Source organism: Duganella lactea (genome assembly GCF_009857505.1).
Taxonomy (GTDB): Bacteria; Pseudomonadota; Gammaproteobacteria; order Burkholderiales; family Burkholderiaceae_D; genus Rugamonas; species Rugamonas lactea.
The window spans coordinates 19,881-43,432 of record NZ_WWCP01000034.1 but is presented as its reverse complement, the minus strand read 5'-3'; the positions used below and the strand labels follow the sequence as shown (position 1 = coordinate 43,432).

The following is a 23,552-nucleotide window of genomic DNA, read 5'->3' as shown; positions in this document are numbered from 1 at the left end:
TTCGCCCACTGGGCGAAATGACTTCCGGCGCAAGCCGGAATGCCATTTTCAGGCCGCCAGTTTGCGGCGGAACAGCCAGGTTTTATCGTTTGAGGCATCGGCCACGTAGCGGTAGCCGTCCACGTCGAAGTGCTTCAATTGCTGCGGGTCGGTGACGCCGTTGACGGCGGCATAACGCGCCATCAGGCCACGCGCGCGCTTGGCATAGAACGAGATAATCTTGTATTTGCCGTTCTTCCAGTCTTCAAACAACGGCGTGATCACCGGCAGGCCCAGCGCTTTAGGCTTGACCGATTTGAAGTACTCCTCCGACGCCAGATTAACCAGCGTATCGGCGCCCTGCTCCTCGGCAGTCTTGTTGAGCGCGTGGGCGATGGTGTCGCCCCAGAAATCGTACAGATTCTTGCCGCGCGGCGTGCTCAGGCGTGTACCCATTTCCAGACGGTGCGGGTGAATCAGGTCCAGTGGCCGCAACATGCCGTACAGGCCGGACAGGATGCGGATGCGCGCTTGCGCGTAGGCCAACTGCTTCGGCGCCAGCGTGCGGGCGTCGAGGCCGTCGTAGACGTCGCCGTTGAAGGTCATCACGGCCTGGCGCGCTTCACGGGTGTCCTTGGTCCACGAGGCGTAGCGGGCCACGTTGAGCGCCGACAGATTGTCGGACAAGTCCATCAGTTCGCTAAGTTCGGCCGGCGAGAACGCCCGCAGGCGGTCGATCAGTTGCTCGGAGTGATCCAGAAACGCGGGTTCGGTGTGCAGCTTGGTGGTTGGCGGAGTCTCCAGATCGAGACTTTTTGCCGGGGAAAGCACTATCAGCATAAGATTCCAAAGACATTTTTACGTTACTAGCCCTACATGATACCTGTTCCCAAGAAAGTCGTTATCGACACCAACGTTTGCCTCGACCTGTTCGTGTTCAACGACCCGCGCTGGGCCAGGCTGGTCAGCGACATCGAGCGCGGCGCGGTGGAGGCGGTCACGCGTTCGGATTGCCGCGACGAATACAATATCGTGCTGCACTACAAGCACCTGCCGCTGGACGACCACAGCCGCCCGCTGGCCAGCGCCCGCTTCGACCAGCTGATCAAGGTGGTCGCGGCGGCCGAGTCCGGCGTAAAACTGCCGGTGTGCAGCGACAAGGCTGACCAGAAATTCCTCGAAATCGCCCGCGACGCCCAGGCCGACGTGTTGATCACCAAGGACAAGGCGCTGCTGAAACTGGCCCGCCGCCTCGCCCGCGAAGGCATGTTCCAGGTCATGTTGCCGGAAAAATGGATTGCGCTAGAATAGGCCTCCTGTCCACTACCCAGCATTCGCCGATGACGCCTCAACTGACGACACGCTTGCCCGCGGTCGGAACCACCGTTTTCACCCGCATGTCCCAACTGGCCGCGCAGGCCGGCGCCGTCAACCTGGGCCAGGGCTTTCCCGATTTCGGCTGCGAGCGCAGCCTGATCAGCGCCGTCAACGACGCCATGCTGGCCGACTTCAACCAGTACCCGATGATGAGCGGCGCACCGGTGCTGCGGCAGGCCATCGGCACCAAGATCGGCGCGCTGTACGGCCACGCGTACAACGTTGACAGCGAGATCACCGTCACCGCCGGCGCCACCCAGGCGCTGACCACCGCCATCCTCTGCTGCGTGCATCCGGGCGACGAGGTGATCGTCATCGAGCCGGTGTACGACAGCTATGTGCCGGCGATTACGCTGGCCGGCGGCGTGCCGGTGGCGGTGGAGATGGAAGTCACCGCCACCGGCTACGCGGTGCCATGGTCGAAGGTGGCGGCCGCCGTCAACCGCAAGACGCGCTTGATCATCATCAACACCCCGCACAACCCGACCAGCACCGTGCTGCGCGCCGCCGACCTGCAGGCGCTGAGCGATATCGTGCGCGGCACCGGGATGCTGATCCTGTCGGATGAGGTCTACGAACACATGGTCTATGACGGCCACCGGCACGAGTCGGTCAGCCGCTATCCGGCGCTGGCGGAGCGCGCGTTCGTGGTCTCCAGCTTCGGCAAGACTTACCACGTGACCGGCTGGAAGATCGGCTACGTGGCCGCGCCGGCGGCGCTGATGGCGGAATTCCGCAAGGTGCACCAATACAATGTTTTCAGCGTCAACACGCCGATGCAACATGGCATCGCCAGCTACATGGCCGATCCGACACCGTATCTCGACCTGCCGGCGTTTTACCAGCGCAAACGCGACCTGTTCCGCGACGGCTTGAAAAAATCGCGATTTGAGTTGTTGCCAGCCGACGGAACCTACTTCCAATGCGTGCGCTACGATAAAATCTCTACACAGACGGAAGCCGCATTCGCGGAATGGCTGACCACGGAAATCAAGGTGGCGGCGATTCCGGTCTCGGCGTTTTACCAGCAAGGCAAAGAGTCCGGCATCGTGCGCTTCTGCTTTGCCAAACAGGACAACACCCTGGCGCTTGCGCTGGAGCGGCTGGCCACAGTTTAAGATCGGGATGGACATGGCCGACACCACGCCAAGCAATGACACACCGTCGGTGCTGCAGCAGCTCAACCTGTGCAACCGCCGGCTTGAGCGCCTGTTGCATAACCTGCGCAACGAGGACAACGCCGAGGCCGAGGTCCGCCAGATCGCAGCCGATCTCATCCGTGCGGTCGACGCCAATCCCGATGTCGCGTTGGCCTGCATCTTCCTTAGCCAGATCAACGGCAGCTATGCGGTGCGACATTGTATCGAAACCGCCGTGGTGACGGTGGTGATCGCCGACAGTCTGCAGATGCGCAAGGCCAACACACTGACCGTGGCTGCGGCCGCGCTGACCATGAATGTCGGCATGCTGCGCCATCAAGAGGAATTCCAGAATCAACACTCGCTGAACCGCGAGGAAATGGCCATCGTGCGCCGCCACCCGGAGCAAAGCGCGGACATGCTGCGCTGCGTGGGCGTGGACGATGACGACTGGATTTCCTGCGTGCTGATGCACCACGAGAACGACGAGGGCAGCGGCTATCCGGCCGGCATCGCCAGTCCGGAGGTGACGCTCAACGCCAAGCTACTCAGTTTCGCCGACCGCTATTGTGCGCAGGTATCGGCGCGCAATTATCGCAAGTCCGTGCTGCCCAGCATGGCGTTACGCAATCTGATCGAGGATACGGCGGCGCCGGTCGACCCGCTGCTGGCCGCCAGTTTCCAGCGTGAGCTGGGCGATTTTCCGCCTGGCTGCCTGGTGCGGCTGGAGGGCGGCGAGATTGGCGTGGTCAGCCGTCGCCAGGGCTGCAGCAAGGGCTTGCAGGTACACTATCTGCGCGATGCGGACGGCGCGCTGCTGACGCCGGCCCAGCCGCGCTGCTGCAACACCGGCCTGGGCGGCATCAGCACCGGGCTCAGCGAGGACCAGGCCGCGACCCGCTTCAGCATGAAGCAGATCTGGGGCCCGCAAGCGAGCCTCTGAGCGCGCCGCCATCGCGGCAACGGGGCTAACGCGACAGTTGGTCCAGCTTGCGGTCGATAAAGGACTTCAACTCCGGCGTCAAGCCGGCGCCGGTGCGCGCATGGCGATACGCTTCGCGCGCCTCCGGCAAATGCTGTTCCGCCTGTAGCGAGATACCCAAGCCCATCCACCACACCGCCTTATCCGGCACCAGCGCCAGCGCGGCGCGGTACTGCTCGGCGGCCTCGGCATGGCGCTGCTCGCGCTGCAACACGCCGGCCAGAAAGCCGAGATAGTCGGCATTATTGCCCGCGTATGGCAAGGTCTTCTGCAGGGTTTCCAGCGCCGGGCCGCCCTTCTCCAGTTGCAGCCGGGCCAGCACCATCGCCAGACCGGGCTGGCGCGCGTCCACACTCAAGGCCGTGCTCAGTTGCCGCATGGCGTCGTCGGTGCGACGGCCTTCCAACAGCAGGCTGATGTAGGTCTGACGCGCGGCGTCGTTGTGCGGATCGATGTCGACCGCCTTGTCCAGATCGGCCAGCGCGGCGTTGATGCGACCTTCCTGCAAGGCCGCCAGCGCACGGCGGTAACTGTTTTCCGACATTTGCTTCGGCGTCAGATCGCGCATGACCACACCTTCGCCAGGCGCCGCATGCGTGGCGCTTGCCGGCTTGCGTGCGCGTGAGGTGTCAGCCACCTCGGCGCGGGCCGCAACCGGCACGCGCTCGGTTGCCGGGGCCGGGCTGACGGTGGTGGTCGGCGCATGCTCGGTCACCACGACCGGCGCCGGCGCGGCTGGCGGCGCTGACGGCATGGGAGCCACGGATGCGGCCTGGGTCACAGCATTGGCGACGGTTGCAGCGGCCGCTGGCGGCGCGGCGGCAGGCGGACGCGCGCCCGGCGCACGGCTCTGCATAATATTCGGCACCGGTCCCGGCGGGACGCGATGCGACTTCCAATATTGCCAGCCATACCAGCCACCGGCGGCCAACACCAGCACGCCGACCGCGACACCACCGATCAGCAACGGCCGGCGGTCGCGCTCGGCCGGCGGCACGGCTTTCACGTCCTGCTGATGCACGGCGTCTTCCCCGGCACCGCCGCGCGCGTCCAGATCCTGCAGCATTTTATTAATCAAGCTCATTTGGTCAGCGCCCACGTCAAACCGCCAGCGGCGATCAGCAGACTGACACCCGCCGCCAGCCATGGCCAACGCGCCTTGCGCCCCGCCGCCACCGTGTCGCGCGCCGCCAGGCGGACGTGACGCCCGCTGACCTGCTGCTTGCCTTCGCCAAAGCACAGCATCAGCGCCTTGTTCGCCATGATGTTCACCAGTCGCGGAATCCCGCCGCTGGCCTTGTACAGGCGTGAAATCGCCGCGCGACTGAACAGGCGCCCGCCGGTGTAGCCGGCCACGCGCAACCGGTGCGCGATGTAATACTCGATGTCATCGCGCGACAACGGCCCCAGGTGATAGTGGAAGGTGATCCGCTGCGCCAGCTGGCGTATCGAGTTCGCCTGCAAATGCTGGTTCAGCTCCGGCTGGCCGAACAGCACGATCTGCAGCAGCTTGCGTTTTTCGGTTTCCAGATTGGTCAGCAGGCGCAACGCCTCCAGGCTCTCGACCGGAATCGCCTGCGCCTCATCCAACAGCAGCAGCACCTGTTTGCCCTCGCGCGCCAGATCCATCAGCCGGTGCGTAATCGACTTCAGCAATTGATGCTGATCGACATCCTTCTCCAGCGGCAGTTCCAGCTCGTCCGCCAGGGCCAGCATCAGGGTGCGCGGCTCCAGATAGGGATTCGGAATATAGGCCGTCACAAAATCCGGGCCGATGGTGGCGATGAACTTGCGGCACAGCAGCGTCTTGCCGGTGCCCACCTCGCCGGTGATCTTGATGAAGCCCTCGCCGCTCTTGGCCGCCACCAGCAGCGTGTTCAATGCCTCCTGCGAATGCGGGCTGGTAAAGAAGTAGCTGGTGTCGGGCGTAATGCCGAACGGCGCCTCACGCAGGCCGAAGTGTTTGCTGTACATGATCAGTAGCCCCCGGTCTGGCCCGGGTCCAGCTCCCGCATGCGGCGGCCGCTGTCGAGCAGGTCGCGGTTCCAGTCGGACGAAGTTTCAACGATGGTCGGCTTGATCAGCACCACCAGCTCGCGCTTCTGCACCACTTCACTTTTGCTGCCAAACAGCGCGCCGATCACCGGCAGCTTGGCCACGCCCGGCAGGCCGGAATTGTCGGTGGTGGTCGCCTGGCGCATCAGGCCGCCAATGGCCACCACCTGGCCGTTCTGGCCGCGCACCATGCTGTCCATTTCCGACGTCGACGACGCCGCCAGCGGCAGGTTGTAGTTGCCCAGCGAACCCAGGTTCAGCGATTTATTGATGGTCGACACCTGGCTCACCGACGGATGGACGTGCAGGATGATATTGCCGTCCTCATCGATCTGCGGCGTCACGTCCAGCACCACGCCGGAGAAGAATGGCTGCAGGTTGACGGTCGGCGAGGTCACGCCGGTGCCGTTGCCGCTCGTGGTGGTGCTGGTGCTGACGCCGGTCACGAAGAATTCGTCGGTGCCGATCTTCAGCAGCGCCTTCTGGTTGTTCAGCGTGGCGATGCGCGGGCTCGACAGCACATGCACCGTGCCTTGTCCTTCGAGGAAGGAAATCAGCGCGGCGAAATTGCTGGTCTGGAAAGCCATGCCGAACAGCGCGCTCGCCGCGTCGCTCGACGCGCCCAGCGATTTGCCCACGGAGTCCGGGGTGGTGTTGATGCCGGTGGCGCCGGGGCTGCTCAGCGCCGATCCGACCGGGCGCAGCGTGGCCCCCGGCTGCAGCGCGCCCAGCGAGAAGCGGTTATTGCCACCGGCCGCGAACTTGCCGAACGCCGACCAATTGACGCCGCTTTGGAAGTTGCTGTTCAACTCCACTTCCAGGATCTTGGCCTCCAGGATCACCTGGCGGTCGACCGACAACTGGGTGGCTTTCAGGTACATGTCCACATTGCGCAACTCGTCCGGCATGGCGCGGATCACGATCACGCCCGACTGCGGGCTGATGGTGACGCTGCGGCCATCCTTGCCGATGGCGACGATGGCTTCCAGCGAGGTCTTCAGTTCCAGCCAGAAGTCGCTCTCCGACACGGTGGCGACGTTGGCCGAATCGCGCTGGGACTGGCCGTTCGGATTGTTCGGATCGTTATTGTTGTTTCTATTGTTGTTATTGCCGTTGTTATTGCCGTTGTTGTTGCTATTGTTGTTCGAGCCGCCACCCTGATTGTTGTTATTGTTGCCGGAGTTGGCAACCGAGGTCGAGTTGACACGCAGGCTGGACTCCCCCTTGCGCACCGCCGTCAGGTAGTTCACCTTGAACATCTTGGTCTGCATGGTCAGCGGACGAATGTAGATGCGCGTGCCCTCCACCTTGTAATCATAGCCATACAGTTCGCGGATCGCGTCGAGCGCCTCGAACAGCGTCACATCCTTCAGGTTGGCGGTGATGTTGCCGGTCACTTCAGGGTTGATCAGCATGTTGTAGCGGGTACCCGCCACGATCGAATTGTAGAACTGCTGCACCGGTACATTGTTGAAGGAAACGTTGAACCGCTCCTCCAGCACCGCGCGCGCCTTGGGCAGCTGTACGCCCAGTTGCGACACCGGTGGCAGCAACGCGGCGGACACGGCTTCGTTCTGCGTCACCACGGACGGCTTGGCGGCAGCGGCGCGCACCTCGCCGCTGATCTTATCGTAAGTATCACGCGTGGACGCGGTCTGGCAGCCGCTCAGCAGCAGCGCAGTCGTCACGAGCGCGATGATCCGGATTTTTTCCATACTCATTCTTCGCATTAATGTGCGGCTTTGTCGGCCGCCTCGGGGAACAGCGTCAGAATTTGCTTGTTCTTACCGTTTTGCAGCACCACCTGGTTCTTGCTGACCTGCACCAGCGTAGCGCCGTTAAATTTTTCGCCCTTGCGCACGGTCTGACCGTCGATCACCGCCACTTGGCGGCCATTCGAACCGATCAGCACTGATTGCAGCACAGGGCCCCGGGATACCTGCACATCCAACGCATTGGCGGGCTGCAGGCGCGATTCCGGCGGGGGCTGGGTCGGATCGGTCAGTGTTTGCGCACCGGCAAGGCCGGACAACATCAGCAGGCAAAAGCTCAGTGCGTGTTTCATAATTTCATCCATTTCTGGTCCAGGCTCAGCGTGTACAACGTCAGCGTCAGGCGCGAGTTGGGATACTGCTGGGCGTCCAGTTGGGCCTTGCCCCAGAACAGTTGCAGCGGCAGCGCCTCCAGCGCGTCCATGTAGCTGATCATGTCCAGATAAGTACCTTGTAATACAATTTCCACGCCGTGACGATACAATAATTCACGCGGCTTGACCTGCACGACAGTCTTGGGCTTGCCGACGATGCCGGACGCGGCGGCGGCGACCACGGCGGCCGCCGCCGCTTCGGCCTTCTGCTGCGCCACTTCAGCCTTCGGACGTGCTGTCTGGGCTTTGGCATGCGCCGCCTCGTTCAAGCCGGTGACCGGCAGCGTCTTCAGCGAGATCAGCTTCAACTTACCGTTGCCGCGCAGCAGATGCCCGAGCAGCGGCGCGATCTTGTCCGGTGCCACCAGGCCTTTTTGCACGGCCAGCAGGCCGGCGCTGGTGGTGTCGATTTCCTGGCGCACCGTTTTCAGGCGGGCGCGGGTTTCGGCGTCCGGGTCCAGCACAAAGCCCTGTGCGCGGGCGGCGATGTCCATCTCGATGCCGGCGATCTGTTTCTGCTGCGTCTTGATCTGCTGGTTCAGCACTTTCTGCCGGCTCAGCAGCGGCTGCACCGACACCACGTAAATCAGGAACAGCATGCCGGCCACCACCGTCCCGAAGATCATGACGCGCTCGCGCAGCGTCATGCCATCCAATTTGGTGCTCAGCTTAAGCCATTGTTGCTGGAACCGCTGTTTCATTTGTCCGCCTCCTCGGCCAGCGTCGATTGCAGATTGAATTCCACAAACGGCGGTTCCTGCGCGGCAGGGACGGCAGGGACGGCGGGGGCGGCCGGGGTGGCCGGGGTGACAGGGTCCGCAGGCGTCAGCCCCGCCAAGGTCGCGGCCAGCACGGGCGGCGCCTGCGGCGCGGGCGGCGCAGTCGCTCCCGGCCGCCCGATGTCGAGACTGGCGAAAGTCTTGCCATGCATGACGCGCTCGGCGGTCAGGCGCGAGATGTAGTTCGGTATCAGGGTCGCGTGCATCGCCCTGCCCTGCACACCGATGTCGGTGCCGGCGCCGCTGATGGTCAGGCCGGTCAGCCAAAGGCCATTGACGTTCTGGCGCGAGAAGGCACGGAAGTATTCGGCATAGCCCAGGGTGTTGCCCAGCGATCCGCTTTGCAGCACCGTCGAGACCTCGCGCAGCGCGACCAGCTCGGCCTCGGCCTCGGCCAGGTCGGTCTCCAGCACCGCGTCCTTGGCGCGCGGCGCGAACTGTTTGCTGGCCTTGGCCAGTTGCTGCTCGCGCTTGGCCAGCGTGGCCTTGCCTTCGGTCGCCACCCGCTCCAGCTCATCCACGGTCTGCGCGGCGTACCAGTTCAGCAACAGTGCGCCGACGATGATGGCGCCCAGCGCCTCCAGCATCGGCAAGGCGGAGAAAATCTTCTTCTGCTTGAGGAAGATCGGATTGAACAGATTGATTTGCTGGCTCACAGCTTCACCTCCTCATGCCGCAGGGCCGCGCCGAGGGTCAGGAAGAAACGCTGCTGCTGGGCGACCGCTTGCAATGCCGGCACCTTGCTCAGGTCGAACACATCGTCCAAAGTCATCGCTGCCACCGGCATATACAGGTTGGTCGCCAGATGGGCGTGCAGGCCCTCGGCAACGGTCGGCGCCAGCATCAATTTGAGCACGTTGACATAGGAGAACTGGCGGTCGAAGTGATCGAGCGAGCGTTGCAGCTCCAGCGTGATCTTGTCGAACAGCGCATGCTGACGGCCGGCATCGTGTTCCAGCAATTGCGCCAGCGTGACGTCGATGCGGCGCGACAGATACAGCTCGGCCTTGTAGGTGATGGTCAGCAGGCCGCCGTCGGCGTCGAACGACAGCATGGCCAGGCCGCGGCCTTCGGTTTCCAGCAGCGCCGAGATGTTCCGCTGCGCCATTTCCGGAATGTCGATCAGGTTCAGGTCCAGTTTGACTTCGCTGAACAGCGCCTGGCGCGACTGGATCAGCACGTTGCGCGCGGCGATCGCGAACATCGAGTGGCCGCGCGATGCGGCGCCGGTATCGACCGGGATATCGAGCACGTCGATGGTGGCGTCATCAATATGAAAGTCGAGCATGTCCTTCAAGCGCCAGCGCACGGCGGTTTTCAGCTCGTCCTGTGGCACATTGGGGGCGTCGACCATCAGCAACTGGTACTCGCCACCGTTGAGCAGCGTGCCACAGTGGTAAGCGCCGGCCTTCAGGTCCTTGTGCAGACGCTCCAGCGCTTCGGGCGAAAAGCTGGTGTCCGACGGATAGAACGCCGCCACTTCCACCACCGCTTTGGCGTCGCGCACGCGCCGTACGCGGCCAGCGCAGATGCCATCACGCAAAAAAGCGACTGTCAGCCAGCCATCCGTTTTCTTAGCTCTTTTGAAAAAACCCATAATCCAGTACACGACGTAAACACGCTAGATAGTTGATTATATTCAACTTCCGCGCAATTCACGCGTTAAATAAAAATCGCTCTGTAAAAAAACAGGCATTTGCACACGCGCCGCTTTACAGCTGCACCGTGATCACGCGCTGCACGTAGTCCGTCCCCGGGGCCGGGTTCGGGCAGCCATTCGCAGCTGGCTGATTGCAAGCCGTCGACTCGACAATGACATGCCCGGCGGTCGGGTCCTCCGCGCCCCCTCCGGCCACACCCTGAAAATCCAGCGCGCACGTCACGCGCACGGTCACGGTGAACGCGGACAAGGTGGTATTGGGCGGCAGCGCCAGGTTGCGGGCGGGCGGGGTCAGTACGGCCGGCGTGCAGCCGAATCGCACCGCCGGTTGCCGACCATTGGACAAGCCGTCGTAGGCCGCCCATTCAACGCCGGCTTTCGCCGCCTGATAGGCTCGTTGCGCCAGCAAGTCTCTGGCCGAGGCGTCCTGCTGGGCAGTGCTCAGCGTAACCGCCGCCACCGCCAGCCCCGCCACCACGACCACCAGGAAGATGGCGGTCACCATGGCGACCCCGGCGGATTGTTGGCGTCTGCGCAGACGCATGAATACCGATGGCGTCATGGCGTGTTATTCACTTGAATTTGCTGGGCCAGCGTGGCCGTCTCCAGCACATTGCCGGCAATGGTGCTCGAACGCGCCAAGGCGATGGCCATGCCGATCAGGGCCGTGTTGCGGTTGACCAGTTGCTGGACGGTGAACGTGCAGCCCAGCACATTATCCGCCATCAGCGCGCTGGTCGCGCCAGAGAGCCCCGCGATAGTCGGCTGATTGGGAAGGAAACCGTAGTTCCAGTAGCGGCGCAGCGTGCCGGCGCCGTTGGCACTGCCGACGCAGGCAAACGTGACCGGCTGACGCGCCACCATGAAGTGCCTGCCCGGCGAGGAGGTCGCGCCGTTGACGAAGGTATTCTGCGTCAGCGTGACGATCTTGCCATTGACGCCGGCCGGCGCCACCGTGGCGCGGTTGGCGGCGTTCGCTTCGTAGGCGTCGGAGCCGACAATGCCACTCCCCAGGTTATAGACGATGATGGCGTCGCCGGGCGTAATGACATACGGTGCGGCCGGCATCGGCGTGACCACATAAAACTGGTTGATCGGTGCTGCGGCGGGCGTATTGGCGAAGCGCAGCGCCGGCAATGTGGCGTCGGTCGGATCGGCGCCATCGGCGACATCAAGATAACGTCCGCCCGAATTGGCGGGAATGAACTCCAGCAAGGTCGTGGTGCCGTTGGTGCTGAGACGAATACTGTTGGGGACAGCGGCGCGCAGCTCGCGCGACATGCGGCGCAGCGCAATTTCCGCGACGTCTGCCATGTCGGCGCGGGCGGCGGTGTCCACATAGCTTTGCACCGGGCGGCGGATAAACAGCACCATCACGCCGGCCAGGATGGACGTGATCACGATGACCACGATGGCCTCCACCAAGGTGAAGCCGCGAGCACGTTTCATCATAGCGCCCTCGGCTCGTAGCGGGTGCGATAGCCCTGCAACACGACGGACTCATTGACGCCGTAGTTGACGGTGATGGTGATTTCCAGTGTGTCGGAAGCTTGCACGCTATCCAGGGCGACATTGCGCAACGCCAGCGTGGTGGTGTAACCGGTCAGCGGCACGTTACCCAAGCCTGCACCGAGCGGGACGCCGGCCACGTCGGTATCGACACCGGCGGCGTTAGCGAAGGCGCGCACGGGCGTGCCCGCAGCATAGTTGTTGGTGACGTAGTCATTGACGTTGTCGAATGGCCGGACGTTGTTGGCTTCCGGCCCCCAACGCTCAATCGTGGCATCTGCCGCGCAGTATAAGCCGGGATTCGCATTGGCCGGAGCGAGGGCACTGTTGGTAGCGGTGCTGGCGTTGGCATCGGCCGGATCGCAGGCGGTGAACTGGGCTTGCTGGACTTCGTCCATATAGGCTTCGGCAATCAGCATGGCTTGCTTGCGGCGGATCGGGTCGGTGTTGCCACGGCTGGTCAGGTTCATCACTTGCAGGATGCCGGCCGCAGCCACACCGACAATAACGATGAACAGCACCAGCTCGACGATGGTGAGACCCTTCTGACGGCGACGCTTATTGGACATAGCCAGTTTCCGGCCAGACAGTGATTTGGCTGCTGTTGCTGCCATTGGTGAAAGTAATGGTCATGACGCCGGCAAGCAGCGCCTGGGTGCCGTTGTTGACGGTGTAAGGACGGCCGAGCGCGTCAAAAACCACGCTACTGCCCCCCAGGCCCGTGACATTGACGGTGCTGGGCCGGCCTTCGCACAGCCAGTTGGCGTTGTAGCTGTTGTTCAGCAAGCAGCTGGCGCGCGTGACGCTGCTGCCGCTGTTGCTGCCGCCGGGTGCTGAGATGAGGCTGCCAGCACCGCAGGCGGCGGTGGTGCAGACGGCAAAACTGTTGCCGTCTGTGCGGACGAAGATATACCGGTTTTGGGTGATCGCCAGTTTCTGCGCGTAACGCAGGATGGTCTTGGCCTGATCGGCGTAGGCCCGGCTCTCAAACGTTGACTGATTGAAGAACCGGGACGCGCCGATTGCACCCAAGATGCCCATCAGGACGATCACCGTGATCAGCTCCACCATGGTGAAGCCGGCGGCGCGGCTCACCGGCAGACCAGTGCGCACGACAACCTCCCCCGCAAGCAGGAACTTACTTGCAATTGGCTGCGGTAACCGTGCTGGTGCTTACAGTAGCTGGAACAGTAGCGGAAGTCGCCACGTTGTAAATGACTGCGCAGCCAGCCTTAGGGCTCTGGGCAGGCTGAATCGCCACCTGAGTAGCGGTCAACACTGGCGTAGTCGCCGTTGCGGTCGCCACAGGGCCAACCGTGGCCACGTAGTCCTGGGAGCTCAGGCCCGCAGCGGCGGCAATCGAGGTCGCATCAGGATAGCCAAATGCCATGCTGACCGCAGTACCTTCCATGGTGGTGCTGTAAGTCGCGCTCGAAGCCTGGCCCTTCATCAGTGCCTCACCGTGCGAGATGGCCATCGCCGACTTTACCGCGCCGCCAGCGGCGCTCAGCGAGGCAACGCGAGCGTCGCCGCTCAGGTCGCTGAATTTAGGCAGGGCGGTGGCCGCCAGGATACCGAGGATGACGATCACAACGATCAGTTCGATCAGGGTGAAACCGCTCTGGGCGGCGCGTTGAGGAATTGCATTACGTACGTGCTTGTTCATTATTTTCTCCAAATCGTATAAAAATCTACGCGTGATCCACGCTAGTCGCTAACTTGCTCAAAGGCCACGCCGTAAAACTCGGGCGCACCTGGCGGCTTGGCGGGATTTTGGGGCAAGCGGCGCAATTCTACCTTGAATCTCAGCATTTTCATCGGGGAATTTTTAAACGCATTTTCATGATTTAACAAATAAATCAGGGATTTATCCGCCCGATCAAAGCACCAGTTGCCTTTGCCAATCTCTTCTGCGCTCGGGCTGTACAATTCCCCCACGTAATTGGCTGGCTTGACTTTTAGTAAATTAAACGGATTTTCTTCGGTTAATAAGGTTAAATCTTCGCTACTAGACGACAATTTTGCTTGCATTGCCGTAATTTCTATCGCAGAACGTATGTTGCTTACAATCATTTTCACCGCAGCATGCTCAGCTTCCACCTGGAAATTTCGTATCCGCAGAAGCAACAAACCACTCAAAATAGCCACCACAATCACGGCGATCGTGAGCTCAAAAAAACTAAAACCGCGTTGTTTCCTTGATACAAAAATTGCCGAGAAAATCATTATTTAACAATCATCTATGTAAAGCCGCCTGACCCAGGTCCCAGATCGGCAGGAAAATGCCCAGCGCCAGGATCAACACCATGATGCCAAGGAACACGATCAGTATCGGCTCAATCTGCGCCGACAAAGTCTTCAACTCGTAATCGACCTCGCGCTCATACATCTGCGCGATCTCGTCCATCAGATCATCAATGGCGCCGCTCTCCTCCCCCACCGCAACCATCTGCAACACGACCGGCGTGAACACATTGGCCGCCGCCGCCGTGCGCAGAATGCTTTCGCCGCGCTCGACGCCGTCGCGCATCTGCTCCACCCGCGCCGCCAGATAAGCGTTATCGACCGTTTGCGACACCACCGTCAGCGCCTGCACAATCGGCACGCCGCTGCGGCTGGACAGCGCAAAGCTGCGGGCGAAGCGCGCCATGGTCGCCTTCAGGATGATTTTGCCGGCCAGCGGAATCTTCAGTTTGAACTTATCCCATCGATACCGTCCGATGCGGGTGCGCGTCCAGCGCAGAAACAACCACACGCCGAAGACGGCCGCGCCCAACAGCTGCCAGCCATAGTCCACGGTAAACTTGGAGGTGCCGATCAAAATGCGCGTCATCAGCGGCAATTCGGTGTTGAACTTGGCGAACACGCCGACAAACGCCGGAATCACGAAAATGTTCACCACGATCATGGCCACAATCATGGCCAGCACCACAAACATCGGATAGCGGGTGGCCGACTTGACCCGCTCGCGCATGTCGCGCTCGAATTCGAGGTGGTCGAACAGGCGCAGGAACACCTCCTCCAGCCGGCCGGTCATCTCGCCCACCCGCACCATCGACAGGTAAAACGGCGTGAACACCTTGGCATGGCGGCGCATCGCCGCCGACAACTCGCGGCCCGAGTCCAGCGACTCGCGCAAATCCTTGATCACCTTGCCGAACGACTTGCTGACCGCCGACTCCTGCAAGCCCGCCAGCCCGCGCATGATGGGCACGCCCGACTTGAGCAGCGTGTACATTTGCCGGCTGAACAGTTGCACGTCCATCGACGTCACCGGTTTTTCCAGCAGCTTGGCCCACCACTGCTCGCCGTCCGCCACTTTTTTCCGCGTGACGATGATCTCGATCGGCGTCACACCGGTATTGAACAGCTGGTCGGCCACGGCGCCGCTGTCGCTCGCCTCCAGCACGCCCTGCATCAACTCGCCGCGCGCGTTGCGGCCCTTGTACGCGAAGAAAGGCACGGCTTATTCCTCAACCTGGTTACTGATGCGCATGGCTTCGGAAATCGTGGTGCGCCCCTGCACGACCAGCATCACCGCATGGCGGCGCAAGGTTGCGCCGGCCATCTGCTGCGCCGCCACCCGCAGGAAGTTGGCCGGATCGGGATCGTTGACGGCGTCCACCACCGCCCGCGTCATTTCCAGCAACTCGTAGACGCCGGTACGGCCGCGATAGCCCATGCCGTTGCAGTGCGAGCAGCCCTTGCCGTGAAAATAGCGGCCGGCATCGACCTTGTCGCCCAGCTCCAGGCTCAGCCATTCACGCTCGGTTGGCGTCGGCGCGTAGGGCGTGGTGCAGCTTTCGCAGATCATCCGCACCAGACGCTGCGCCAGCACCGCCTGCAGCGACGAGCCCACCATATAGCGCGGCACGCCCATGTCCATCAGCCGCAGCGGCGTGCTGATGGCGTCGTTGGTGTGCAGCGTGGACAGCACCAGGTGGCCGGTCATCGCGGCGCGCAGGCCGATGGCGGCGGTTTCCTGGTCGCGCATCTCGCCGACCAGCACGATGTCCGGGTCTTGCCGCAGCGCCGAGCGCAACACGCGGGCGAAGTTCAGCTCGATTTTGTCGTTGACCTGCACCTGGTTGATGCCGGCCAGCCGGTACTCGACCGGGTCCTCCACCGTGATCAGCTTCTTTTCCACTGAGTTCAGCTCGGACAGCGCGCAATACAGCGTGGTGGTCTTGCCGGAGCCGGTCGGCCCGGTCACCAGCACCAGCCCGTTCGGCCGCTGGATGATGGCGCGGAATTTGTCCAGTACGCCGGACGGCATGCCGATCGCGTCCAGCCGCAGCTGCGTGCCGCTCTGATTCAGCAGCCGCATCACCAGCGACTCGCCGTACTGCGTCGGCATGGTCGAGATCCGCACATCGATGCGCTGATTTTTCACCCGCACGGCGAAGCGGCCGTCCTGCGGCAGGCGTTTTTCCGAGATATCCAGGTCCGACATCAGTTTCAGGCGCAGCGCCAGCGACGGCGCGATCTTGATATCGGACTCGGTCTGCAAGTGCAGCACGCCGTCGATGCGGAAGCGGATCTGCAACCGGCCTTCCTGCGGCTCGATGTGGATGTCGGACGCGCGCACCTGCGCCGCATCCTCGAACACCGACTGCAACAGCTTGACCACCGGCGCCTCTTCCAGATTCGGACTGGCCGCCGCCAGCGCGCCGAAGTCGACCGAGACGTCGCCGAGATCCTGCTCCAGCTCGCGCGCCAGATCGGTGATGTCGTCGGTGCGGCGGTAGATGCGATCGATCACCGACAGCACCTCGGTCTCGTTGACCACCGCCAGTTCGATCGGCTGCCTGAGCAGACGGGTGATCTCGTCATAAGCAAACAGATCGGTCGGGTCGGACATGCCGACCAGCAGCGTGCCGTGACGGTCTTCCAGCGCCAGCGCGCGGAAACGGCGCGCCTGGGTTTCCGGCAGCAAGCGCACGATCTCGGGGTGGAGATGGAAGAACTTAAGGTTCAGATACGGAATATCGAGCTGCCGCGCCAGCGCGCCGGCGATCTGCTCCTCGGTCACATAACCGTTCTCGACAAACACCCGGCCCAGCTTGCGTCCGCTGCGCTTCTGGTCGGCCAACGCCAGTCCCAGTTGCTCCTCGGACAGCAATTTTTGCTGCACGAGGATTTCCCCCAGCCGCACTTTCTCGGGCCTCGACATACCTACTCCTTGTCTATCATCACTAAAACTTGCGGCCATTCTATGTCAGATGGGCAGCGAGAGCGAGTCAAGCTGTCTTTTTCTGAGGACGTTATACAACTAAAAGAACATACGTACTTATTATGTTTAGAATGACTGCAGCACGATAAAAACGCGGGAGACAGCATGTTTGAAGAATTCACCGGCACCAAGGCGGTGGCGGCGCGCCACCAGTTCGACACGGCCACCCTCAACGCCTGGCTGCGCCGGCATGTGCCAGATTATCCGTACGGCGAGCTGACGGCGGCGCAGTTCAGGGGCGGCCAATCCAACCCCACTTTCAAGCTCAGCGTCGGCGCCCAGCACTATGTGTTGCGCACCAAGCCAGCGCCGGCGGCCAAGCTGCTGCCGTCGGCGCACGCCATCGAGCGCGAGTACCGGGTCATGGATGCGCTGCAGCGGCATGGCTTCCCGGCCGCCCGCCAGTACGCGCTGTGCAGCGACGAAGCAGTGATCGGCAGGGCCTTCTACGTGATGGAGTACGTCGAGGGCCGCGTGCTGTGGGACCAGTCGCTGCCGGGCATGACAGCGGCCGAACGGGCCGCCATCTACGACGAACTGAACCGGGTGATCGCGTGCCTGCACACCATCGACTACGCCGCCATCGGCCTGGCCGACTACGGCAAGCCCGGCAACTACTTCGCGCGCCAGATCGAGCGTTGGACCAAACAATACGTGGCCGCGCAGACCGACACCATCGCCGCCATGGAACAGTTGATCGCCTGGCTGCCGGCCCACATTCCGCCGGGCGACGACACCGCCATCGTCCACGGTGACTTTCGTCTTGATAACATGCTGTTCCACCCGACCGAGCCGCGCATCCTGGCCGTGCTGGACTGGGAACTGTCGACGCTGGGCCACCCGTTCGCCGACTTCTCCTACCACTGCATGAGCTGGCACATTCCACCCGGCCAGTTCCGCGGCATCGCCGGCCTCGACCTGAAGGCGCTGGGCATCCCGACACAGCAGGACTATATCGCCAGCTACGCCGCGCGCACCGGCAAGACGATCCGCCTGGCGGACTTTAACTTTTATCTGGCCTTCAATATGTTTCGCCTGGCGAGCATCATGCAAGGCATTATGAAACGCCACGTCGACGGCACCGCCGCCAGCGCCCAGGCGCTGGAATCGGGCCGGATGGCGGGCCCAACGGCCGAACTCGGCTGGGCCTACGCCTGCGGCAAGGCGCTGTGACGGTGTGGCGGTAGTCGCCTGCCCGGACAAAAGCACTTTCTGAAAAGTCCCGCCTCGGCTACTATCGAGCTGTCCGCATCACCGAGGTCACCCGCGTGCCCGAGACCGAACGCCACCCCCTGCCTTCCATCCGCTCGCAGATCGCGCTGCTGGTGCTGGCCTGCGCGCTGCCGACGGTGATCGGTTTCGGCGCGCTGGTGAGCCAGTTCTACAGCCGCGAACACGCCACCCTCAAAAGCAACACCCAACTGGCCGCGCGCGCGGTGGCCGCCGCCATCGACCGCGACCTGGTGCAGAGCGAAGGCGCGGCGCACGCGCTGGCGTCGTCGCCCAGCATGCGCGCGCGCGACTGGGCGGCGCTGCGCTTGCAGATCGGCGCCCTGCTCAGCCCGCAGTTTGCAGCGTCGCAATTCATCTTGAGCGACGGCGACGGCAAGCCGGTGCTCAATCTGGGCGCGCCGCTGCCGGACACGCTCAATCCGGTCAACAACCGCCGCCGGCTGGCCGCGCTGTTCGGCCATGGCCGGCCGCAGATGTCGGTGATCGTGGTCGAAGGCAGCGCCCTGCTGGCGATCGACGTGCCGGTGTTTATCGACAGCCGCGTCGACTACGCGCTGACCGCGCTGCTCAAGCCCGACCGGCTGGCCCGCATCCTGCACGATGAACACATCGGCGCCGCGCAGGCGATGACCTTGTACGATCCGGACGGCTACGTGGTCGCCCAGGCCGGCGGGCCGCGCCTGCTGCTGGGCCAGGCGGCCGAACCGGCGCTGCGCGCGCATCTGCGGCACGCCAGAGAGGTATTGCTGGACATGAGCGACAGCGCCGGCACGCCGGTGTACCTGGGCCTGAGCCGGGCGCCGGTCAGCGGCGCCACGGTCGGCATCGCCACGCCGCAGGACGGCGCGCTGCGGGATCTGCTCGCTTCGGTGGCGCCGATCGCGCTGACCATGCTGGCCGTGCTGGCGGCCGGTTTTACGCTGGCGTGGGCGGTCGGCGGCCGCATCGCCAGGTCGGTGCACGACCTGGTGGCGCCGGCGCAGGCGCTGGCCAGCGGCAAGCCGTTCGCCATGCCGGCCACCGCGTTCCGCGAAGCCGATATGCTCGCGCGCGCGATGCAGGCGCTGGAAGGCGACCTGCTGCGCCACCGCCAGCAACTGGAACAGTTGGTGGCGGAACGCACCAGCCAGCTGGAACGCAACCGCGCCCAGCTGGAAACCGTGTACGCCACCGCGCCGGTCGGCCTGAGTTACGTGGACGCCGAACTGCGGGTGGTGCGCATCAATCAATACCTGGCCGCGCTCAACGACGAGAAAGTGGCGACCCACCTCGGCCGCCACATCGGCGACGTGATCCCCGACCCGGCGTTGCGCGCGGCCGTGCTGGCCGACTACCGCGCCGTGCTCGACAGCGGCAAGCCGCTGACCGGCATCCGCCGCGCCGGCCGGCCGGCGTCGGCGCCGACGCAGTGGCGCGAATGGGTGATGAACTACTATCCGCAGTTTGGCGCCGACGGCCAGATCACCGGCATCACGTCCATGGTGCTCGACGAAACCGACTATAAACGGGTCGAGGCGGAGTTGCAGCGCTCGCGCCAAATGCTCAGTTCGGTGGTGGAAAACATTCCGGCGATGATCTTCCTCAAGCGCGCCGAGGACCTGCGCTTCGCCATGTTCAACCGCTACGGTGCGCAAATGCTGGCCACCACCAGCGAACAGTTGATCGGCAAGCGCGACGCCGACTTGGTGCCGGCCGAACAGGCCGCGCTGTTCGCGGCGGCCGACCGCGCGGTGCTGGCCACCGCGCCCGGCGAGGTCACCGAGATCGCTGAGGAACCGCTGGTCACGCCGGGCGGCACGCGCTATCTGACCACCCGCAAGGTGGCGCTGCGCGACGAGCACGGCAACGCCACCCACGTGCTGGGCATCGCCTTCGACATCACCGAGCGCAAACAGGCCAGGGAGGCGCTGCGCGCCAGCGAGCATTTCATCCGCACCATCGCCGACAACCTGCCCGGCATGGTGGCCTACTGGGACGCCGGGCAGCGCTGCCGCTTCGCCAACCGCTACTTCCTCGACTGGCATGGGGGCGACAGCGCGCAGATCATCGGCGCCACCATGGCAGACGTGCTCGGCGAGCCGGCGTATCAGGACGGCCTGGTCTACGTCAAGGCGGCGCTGGCCGGCGACGCGCAGGGCTTCGCCGGCCAGTTGGCCTGGCCCTCGGGCGAGATCATCCATACCTGGGTCAATTACATCCCTGACATAGATGAGTCTGGTAAAGTATTGGGTTTCTTCGTGCTAGTTGCCGATGTCACCGAATTGAAGGAAACCGAATTGCACCTGCAGCAAGTGAATGAGGAACTAATGCTGGCGCGCGACCGCGCCGAAGCCGCCAGCCGCGCCAAAAGCGAGTTCCTGGCCAATATGAGCCATGAAATCCGCACACCGATGAACGCCATCATCGGCCTGACCCGGCTGCTGGAGGAGGCGCCGCTGGCGCCGCGCGAGCGCGGCTACCTGCACAAGATCCAGTTTGCCACGCAATCCCTGCTGAGTCTGGTCAACGACGTGCTGGACTTTTCGCGGGTCGAGGCCGGCCAACTGGTGCTGGAGCACGCCGAGTTCCACTTGCAGCACATCCTCGACAGCATCAGCGTCATGCTCAGCGGCGGCGCCGCCGACAAGGGCGTCGAACTGGTCTACGACATCGACCCGGCCATGCCGGCCGCGCTGGCCGGCGACCCGATGCGGCTGCAGCAGGTGCTGCTCAACCTGATCGGCAACGCCCTCAAATTCACCGCGCACGGCGAGGTGGTGCTGTCGGTGCGCCCGGTGCCGGGCTCGGCCAAGCCAGGCGACCATGCGCTGCTGGTCGAGTTCCGCGTGCGCGACACCGGCATCGGCATCGCCGCCGACCAGCAGGCATCGATCTTCGACGCCTTCTCGCAGGCCGACAGCAGCACCAGCCGCCGCTTCGGCGGCGCCGGCCTCGGCCTGGCGATCTGCCGCCAGCTGGCCGACATGATGGGCGGCGCCATCAGCGTTTGCAGCGCGCCCGACCAGGGTGCCGAATTTCTGTTCGCCTGCCCGCTGGAAAGCCCGGCGCCGCTACCCGTCCCCGAGCCGCGGCCGACCACCACCACGCTGTCGGTGCTGGTAGTCGACGACAACGCCAGCGTGCGCGCGGCGCTGCTGGCGGCCGGACGCAGCTTCGGCTGGCACACCACCTGCGCCACCGACGCCGCCCACGCGCGCACGCTGCTGAGCGAACGCGCGCGCGCCGCCCGCCCCTACGACCTGCTGCTGCTGGACCATGACATGCCGGGCGGCGACGGCCCGTCGTTGCTGCGGCAGTTGCCCCCCGAACTGGCGCTGCCGCCGGTGCTGATGATGATCTCGGAACACCAGGCCGCCACGCTGGCGCAACAATCGGCCGAGCTGGGACTGGCCGGCGTGCTGCCCAAGCCGGTCAGTCCGGCGCGCCTGCTGGAACGGGTCAGCGCGCTGCTGGCCGGCGACCAGGCCAGCGTCGGCATACTGAGCCAGATGCAGCATACGCCATTGCACGGGCGCCTGGCCGGCATGCGCATCCTGCTGGTGGAGGACAACGAAATCAACCAGGAAGTGGCCGAATACATGTTGCTGCACGCCGGCGCCACGGTGGACGTGGCGGTCAACGGCCAGCTGGCGGTGGAGCGCCTGGCCGCCGCCCCGGACCACTACGACGTGGTGCTGATGGACGTGCAGATGCCGCTGATGAACGGCTACGACGCGACGCGCGCGATCCGCCGCCAGGGTCTGCTGACCTTGCCGGTGATCGCCATGACCGCCAATGTGCTGCAAGACGACCGCCGCCGCGCCGCCGAGGCCGGCATGAACGCCCACATCGCCAAGCCGATCGATGTCGAGGAACTGCTGTCGGTGCTGACGCGGCTGGTGACGATCCGCGACGCCGCACGTGAAATGGTGGCGCCGGTGCCGGCCATGGCGCCGCCGCCGACGGCACCACTGTCGCCGCTGCCCGGGATCGACACCGACGCCGCGCTGAGCCGGCTGGGCGGCAACCAAGAGGCGCTGACCAGCTTGCTGAAACGCTTCGGCCAGTCGCAGGGCGGCGCCGTCAACGAGGTGCGCGCGCTGCTCGCCGGCCACCAGCGCCAGCAGGCGGCGCAGGTGCTGCACCGGCTGCGCGGCGTGGCCGCCAACCTCGGCGCCAACGAGGTGGCCCGCCTGGCGGCGGCGGCCGAAACGGCGCTGCACGACGCCGGCGCCGACTCGCTAGCCATGCCGGCCGCGCTGAACCGCCTGGAACAGGCGCTGGATCTGGTCACGCGCACCGCCCGCCAGTTGGCCGCGCCGGCGCCCAATATTCCAACAAGCAACACGCCGCCGTTCGAACTGGCGCAAAAGCTGGCGGAGTTGCAAGGCTTGCTTCAAAATAACAATCTGAAGGCGCTGGAGCACTTCCGGGCGCTGCGCCCGGCGCTGGCATCGGTCGAGCAAGCACAGGCCTTGGGCGAAGCGGTGGAAACCCTCGACTTCAAGACGGCGCGTCAGATGGTGGCGCAAATGTTACAGCGAAAGGACAGTGCATGACTTGGACCAACCTGGCCAGGAACGGACGCATTCTGGTGGTGGACGACGCCATGGAAAACATCCAGATCCTGCACCATGCGCTGCGCGAGGAACACGAGGTGCTGTTCGCGCTGGACGGCGAGCAGGCGCTGCAAATCGCGCGCGAGCAGCAGCCGGACCTGATCCTGCTTGACGCCGTGATGCCCGGCATGGACGGCTATGCGGTGGTGGCCGCGCTGCGCGCCGCGCCGCGGCTGCAGGATATCCCGGTGATTTTCGTCACCGCGCTCAGCCAGCCGGAGGACGAGACGCGCGCGCTGGAGGCCGGCGCGGTGGACTTCATCAGCAAGCCGTTCAACGTCGCGGTGGTGCGGGCACGGGTGCGCAGCCAACTGACCATCAAGCGCCAGGCTGACGCCATGCGCGAGCTGAGCATGACCGACGGCCTGACCGGCGTCGCCAACCGCCGCAACTTCAACGACACCGTCGACGCCGAATGGCGCCGCTGCGCGCGCGCCGGGCTGCCGCTGTCGCTGATCATGATCGACATCGACCATTTCAAGCTGTACAACGACCACTATGGCCACCAGGCCGGCGACGCCTGCCTGCAACGCATCAGCGCCACCATGAAACGCTGCGCCTCGCGCCCGCAGGACATGCTGGCGCGCTACGGCGGCGAGGAATTCATCCTGCTGCTGCCGCAGGAGGGCGCGGACGGCGCCGAGGTGGTGGCCAACCGCATCCTGGACGAAGTCCACAAGCTGGCGCTGCCGCACGCGGCGTCGCCGACCGCGCCGATCGTGACCATCAGCATGGGCCTGGCGACGGCCAGGCCGCCGCTCGAAGGCAACACCCCCGGCCCGCTGATCCGCAACGCCGACGGCAACCTCTACCGCGCCAAGCAGACCGGCCGCGACCGCTACTGCATCAGTCTGGACTGAGC

At 64.2% G+C, this 23,552-nt stretch carries 22 protein-coding genes; 6 read left to right on the top strand and 16 right to left on the bottom strand.

Features of this window, described 5'->3' with window-relative positions; translation table 11 throughout:
• Positions 1–48 precede the first annotated feature (48 nt).
• Entirely contained in the window at positions 49–819 is a 771-nt protein-coding gene (gene yaaA, locus GTP44_RS21610) for a peroxide stress protein YaaA (protein WP_161021035.1), read from the bottom strand.
• 36 nt (positions 820–855) lie between these two features.
• Between yaaA and GTP44_RS21605 the strand changes: the two genes are divergently transcribed.
• From GTP44_RS21605 to GTP44_RS21595, 3 genes are read left to right on the top strand one after another with little or no spacing between them, the layout of a single operon-like run.
• Positions 856–1,290 carry a putative toxin-antitoxin system toxin component, PIN family gene (locus GTP44_RS21605; RefSeq protein WP_161021034.1) on the top strand — a complete coding sequence of 145 codons (435 nt, stop codon included), beginning with the start codon at positions 856–858 and terminating at the stop codon, positions 1,288–1,290.
• 29 nt (positions 1,291–1,319) lie between these two features.
• The gene (locus tag GTP44_RS21600) at positions 1,320–2,474 is read left to right on the top strand and encodes a pyridoxal phosphate-dependent aminotransferase (RefSeq protein ID WP_161021033.1); all 1,155 of its coding nucleotides are present in this window, start codon (positions 1,320–1,322) and stop codon (positions 2,472–2,474) included.
• Positions 2,475–2,481: 7 nt separating this feature from the next.
• A complete protein-coding gene (locus GTP44_RS21595) occupies positions 2,482–3,438 on the top strand; it encodes an HD-GYP domain-containing protein (protein ID WP_229257024.1) in 957 nt (318 codons plus the stop codon).
• Between the two features lie 25 nt (positions 3,439–3,463).
• Here the strand turns inward: GTP44_RS21595 and GTP44_RS21590 are convergent, their stop codons facing one another.
• From GTP44_RS21590 to GTP44_RS21520, 15 genes are all read right to left on the bottom strand, one after another.
• On the bottom strand, positions 3,464–4,561 hold the full coding sequence (locus GTP44_RS21590; RefSeq protein WP_229257023.1) for a tetratricopeptide repeat protein: 1,098 nt from the start codon (positions 4,559–4,561) through the stop codon (positions 3,464–3,466).
• Positions 4,558–5,451, bottom strand: a complete 894-nt coding sequence (locus GTP44_RS21585) for an ExeA family protein (RefSeq protein ID WP_161021032.1) — start codon at positions 5,449–5,451, stop codon at positions 4,558–4,560. The genes GTP44_RS21590 and GTP44_RS21585 overlap by 4 nt, the downstream gene beginning before the upstream one ends.
• 2 nt (positions 5,452–5,453) lie before the next feature.
• The gene (gene mshL, locus GTP44_RS21580) at positions 5,454–7,247 is read right to left on the bottom strand and encodes a pilus (MSHA type) biogenesis protein MshL (RefSeq protein ID WP_161021031.1); all 1,794 of its coding nucleotides are present in this window, start codon (positions 7,245–7,247) and stop codon (positions 5,454–5,456) included.
• Positions 7,248–7,261: 14 nt separating this feature from the next.
• Positions 7,262–7,597, bottom strand: a complete 336-nt coding sequence (locus tag GTP44_RS21575; RefSeq protein WP_229257022.1) for a DUF2531 family protein — start codon at positions 7,595–7,597, stop codon at positions 7,262–7,264.
• The gene (locus GTP44_RS21570; RefSeq protein ID WP_161021029.1) at positions 7,594–8,379 is read right to left on the bottom strand and encodes a type II secretion system protein GspM; all 786 of its coding nucleotides are present in this window, start codon (positions 8,377–8,379) and stop codon (positions 7,594–7,596) included. Before GTP44_RS21570 ends, GTP44_RS21575 begins: the two co-directional genes overlap by 4 nt.
• Positions 8,376–9,113: an MSHA biogenesis protein MshA gene (locus GTP44_RS21565; RefSeq protein WP_161021028.1), complete on the bottom strand. Its 738-nt coding sequence runs from the start codon at positions 9,111–9,113 to the stop codon at positions 8,376–8,378. Before GTP44_RS21565 ends, GTP44_RS21570 begins: the two co-directional genes overlap by 4 nt.
• Complete coding sequence (locus tag GTP44_RS21560; protein ID WP_371867293.1) at positions 9,110–9,964, bottom strand: type IV pilus biogenesis protein PilM; 855 nt, start codon at positions 9,962–9,964, stop codon at positions 9,110–9,112. Before GTP44_RS21560 ends, GTP44_RS21565 begins: the two co-directional genes overlap by 4 nt.
• A gap of 205 nt (positions 9,965–10,169) precedes the next feature.
• A complete protein-coding gene (locus GTP44_RS21555) occupies positions 10,170–10,622 on the bottom strand; it encodes an agglutinin biogenesis protein MshP (RefSeq protein WP_229257021.1) in 453 nt (150 codons plus the stop codon).
• A 53-nt stretch (positions 10,623–10,675) separates the two neighbouring features.
• Positions 10,676–11,569 (bottom strand): prepilin-type N-terminal cleavage/methylation domain-containing protein, encoded by an 894-nt coding sequence (locus tag GTP44_RS21550; RefSeq protein ID WP_161021026.1) that lies wholly within the window; start codon positions 11,567–11,569, stop codon positions 10,676–10,678.
• Positions 11,566–12,195: a type II secretion system protein gene (locus tag GTP44_RS21545; RefSeq protein ID WP_161021025.1), complete on the bottom strand. Its 630-nt coding sequence runs from the start codon at positions 12,193–12,195 to the stop codon at positions 11,566–11,568. The genes GTP44_RS21550 and GTP44_RS21545 overlap by 4 nt, the downstream gene beginning before the upstream one ends.
• Complete coding sequence (locus tag GTP44_RS21540) at positions 12,185–12,739, bottom strand: pilus assembly FimT family protein (protein WP_161021024.1); 555 nt, start codon at positions 12,737–12,739, stop codon at positions 12,185–12,187. Before GTP44_RS21540 ends, GTP44_RS21545 begins: the two co-directional genes overlap by 11 nt.
• A gap of 25 nt (positions 12,740–12,764) precedes the next feature.
• A complete protein-coding gene (locus GTP44_RS28055) occupies positions 12,765–13,292 on the bottom strand; it encodes a prepilin-type N-terminal cleavage/methylation domain-containing protein (RefSeq protein ID WP_161021023.1) in 528 nt (175 codons plus the stop codon).
• A gap of 41 nt (positions 13,293–13,333) precedes the next feature.
• Entirely contained in the window at positions 13,334–13,852 is a 519-nt protein-coding gene (locus tag GTP44_RS21530; protein ID WP_161021022.1) for a type II secretion system protein, read from the bottom strand.
• 10 nt (positions 13,853–13,862) lie between these two features.
• Positions 13,863–15,089, bottom strand: a complete 1,227-nt coding sequence (locus tag GTP44_RS21525) for a type II secretion system F family protein (RefSeq protein WP_161021021.1) — start codon at positions 15,087–15,089, stop codon at positions 13,863–13,865.
• Between the two features lie 3 nt (positions 15,090–15,092).
• Positions 15,093–16,799, bottom strand: coding sequence for a GspE/PulE family protein (locus GTP44_RS21520; protein WP_161021020.1), 1,707 nt, complete (start codon positions 16,797–16,799; stop codon positions 15,093–15,095).
• Between the two features lie 165 nt (positions 16,800–16,964).
• Between GTP44_RS21520 and GTP44_RS21515 the strand changes: the two genes are divergently transcribed.
• From GTP44_RS21515 to GTP44_RS21505, 3 genes are all read left to right on the top strand, one after another.
• A complete protein-coding gene (locus GTP44_RS21515) occupies positions 16,965–18,032 on the top strand; it encodes a phosphotransferase (RefSeq protein WP_161021019.1) in 1,068 nt (355 codons plus the stop codon).
• 95 nt (positions 18,033–18,127) lie between these two features.
• Positions 18,128–22,630 (top strand): PAS domain-containing protein, encoded by a 4,503-nt coding sequence (locus GTP44_RS21510; RefSeq protein ID WP_161021018.1) that lies wholly within the window; start codon positions 18,128–18,130, stop codon positions 22,628–22,630.
• On the top strand, positions 22,627–23,550 hold the full coding sequence (locus tag GTP44_RS21505) for a diguanylate cyclase domain-containing protein (RefSeq protein WP_161021017.1): 924 nt from the start codon (positions 22,627–22,629) through the stop codon (positions 23,548–23,550). Before GTP44_RS21510 ends, GTP44_RS21505 begins: the two co-directional genes overlap by 4 nt.
• Positions 23,551–23,552 lie beyond the last annotated feature (2 nt).

Excerpts from the sequence above, each read along its gene's own strand:
- GTP44_RS21570 (WP_161021029.1), bottom strand. The coding sequence starts at position 8,379 with ATGAAACAGCGGTTCCAGCAACAATGGCTTAAGCTGAGCACCAAATTG.
- GTP44_RS21520 (WP_161021020.1), bottom strand. The coding sequence starts at position 16,799 with ATGTCGAGGCCCGAGAAAGTGCGGCTGGGGGAAATCCTCGTGCAGCAA.
- GTP44_RS28055 (WP_161021023.1), bottom strand. The coding sequence starts at position 13,292 with ATGAACAAGCACGTACGTAATGCAATTCCTCAACGCGCCGCCCAGAGC.
- GTP44_RS21590 (WP_229257023.1), bottom strand. The coding sequence starts at position 4,561 with ATGAGCTTGATTAATAAAATGCTGCAGGATCTGGACGCGCGCGGCGGT.
- GTP44_RS21505 (WP_161021017.1), top strand. The coding sequence starts at position 22,627 with ATGACTTGGACCAACCTGGCCAGGAACGGACGCATTCTGGTGGTGGAC.
- yaaA (WP_161021035.1), bottom strand. The coding sequence starts at position 819 with ATGCTGATAGTGCTTTCCCCGGCAAAAAGTCTCGATCTGGAGACTCCG.
- GTP44_RS21550 (WP_161021026.1), bottom strand. The coding sequence starts at position 11,569 with ATGATGAAACGTGCTCGCGGCTTCACCTTGGTGGAGGCCATCGTGGTC.
- GTP44_RS21530 (WP_161021022.1), bottom strand. The coding sequence starts at position 13,852 with ATGATTTTCTCGGCAATTTTTGTATCAAGGAAACAACGCGGTTTTAGT.
- GTP44_RS21515 (WP_161021019.1), top strand. The coding sequence starts at position 16,965 with ATGTTTGAAGAATTCACCGGCACCAAGGCGGTGGCGGCGCGCCACCAG.
- GTP44_RS21605 (WP_161021034.1), top strand. The coding sequence starts at position 856 with ATGATACCTGTTCCCAAGAAAGTCGTTATCGACACCAACGTTTGCCTC.
- GTP44_RS21595 (WP_229257024.1), top strand. The coding sequence starts at position 2,482 with ATGGACATGGCCGACACCACGCCAAGCAATGACACACCGTCGGTGCTG.
- GTP44_RS21555 (WP_229257021.1), bottom strand. The coding sequence starts at position 10,622 with ATGGTGACCGCCATCTTCCTGGTGGTCGTGGTGGCGGGGCTGGCGGTG.
- GTP44_RS21585 (WP_161021032.1), bottom strand. The coding sequence starts at position 5,451 with ATGTACAGCAAACACTTCGGCCTGCGTGAGGCGCCGTTCGGCATTACG.
- GTP44_RS21600 (WP_161021033.1), top strand. The coding sequence starts at position 1,320 with ATGACGCCTCAACTGACGACACGCTTGCCCGCGGTCGGAACCACCGTT.
- GTP44_RS21575 (WP_229257022.1), bottom strand. The coding sequence starts at position 7,597 with ATGAAACACGCACTGAGCTTTTGCCTGCTGATGTTGTCCGGCCTTGCC.
- GTP44_RS21545 (WP_161021025.1), bottom strand. The coding sequence starts at position 12,195 with ATGTCCAATAAGCGTCGCCGTCAGAAGGGTCTCACCATCGTCGAGCTG.
- mshL (WP_161021031.1), bottom strand. The coding sequence starts at position 7,247 with ATGGAAAAAATCCGGATCATCGCGCTCGTGACGACTGCGCTGCTGCTG.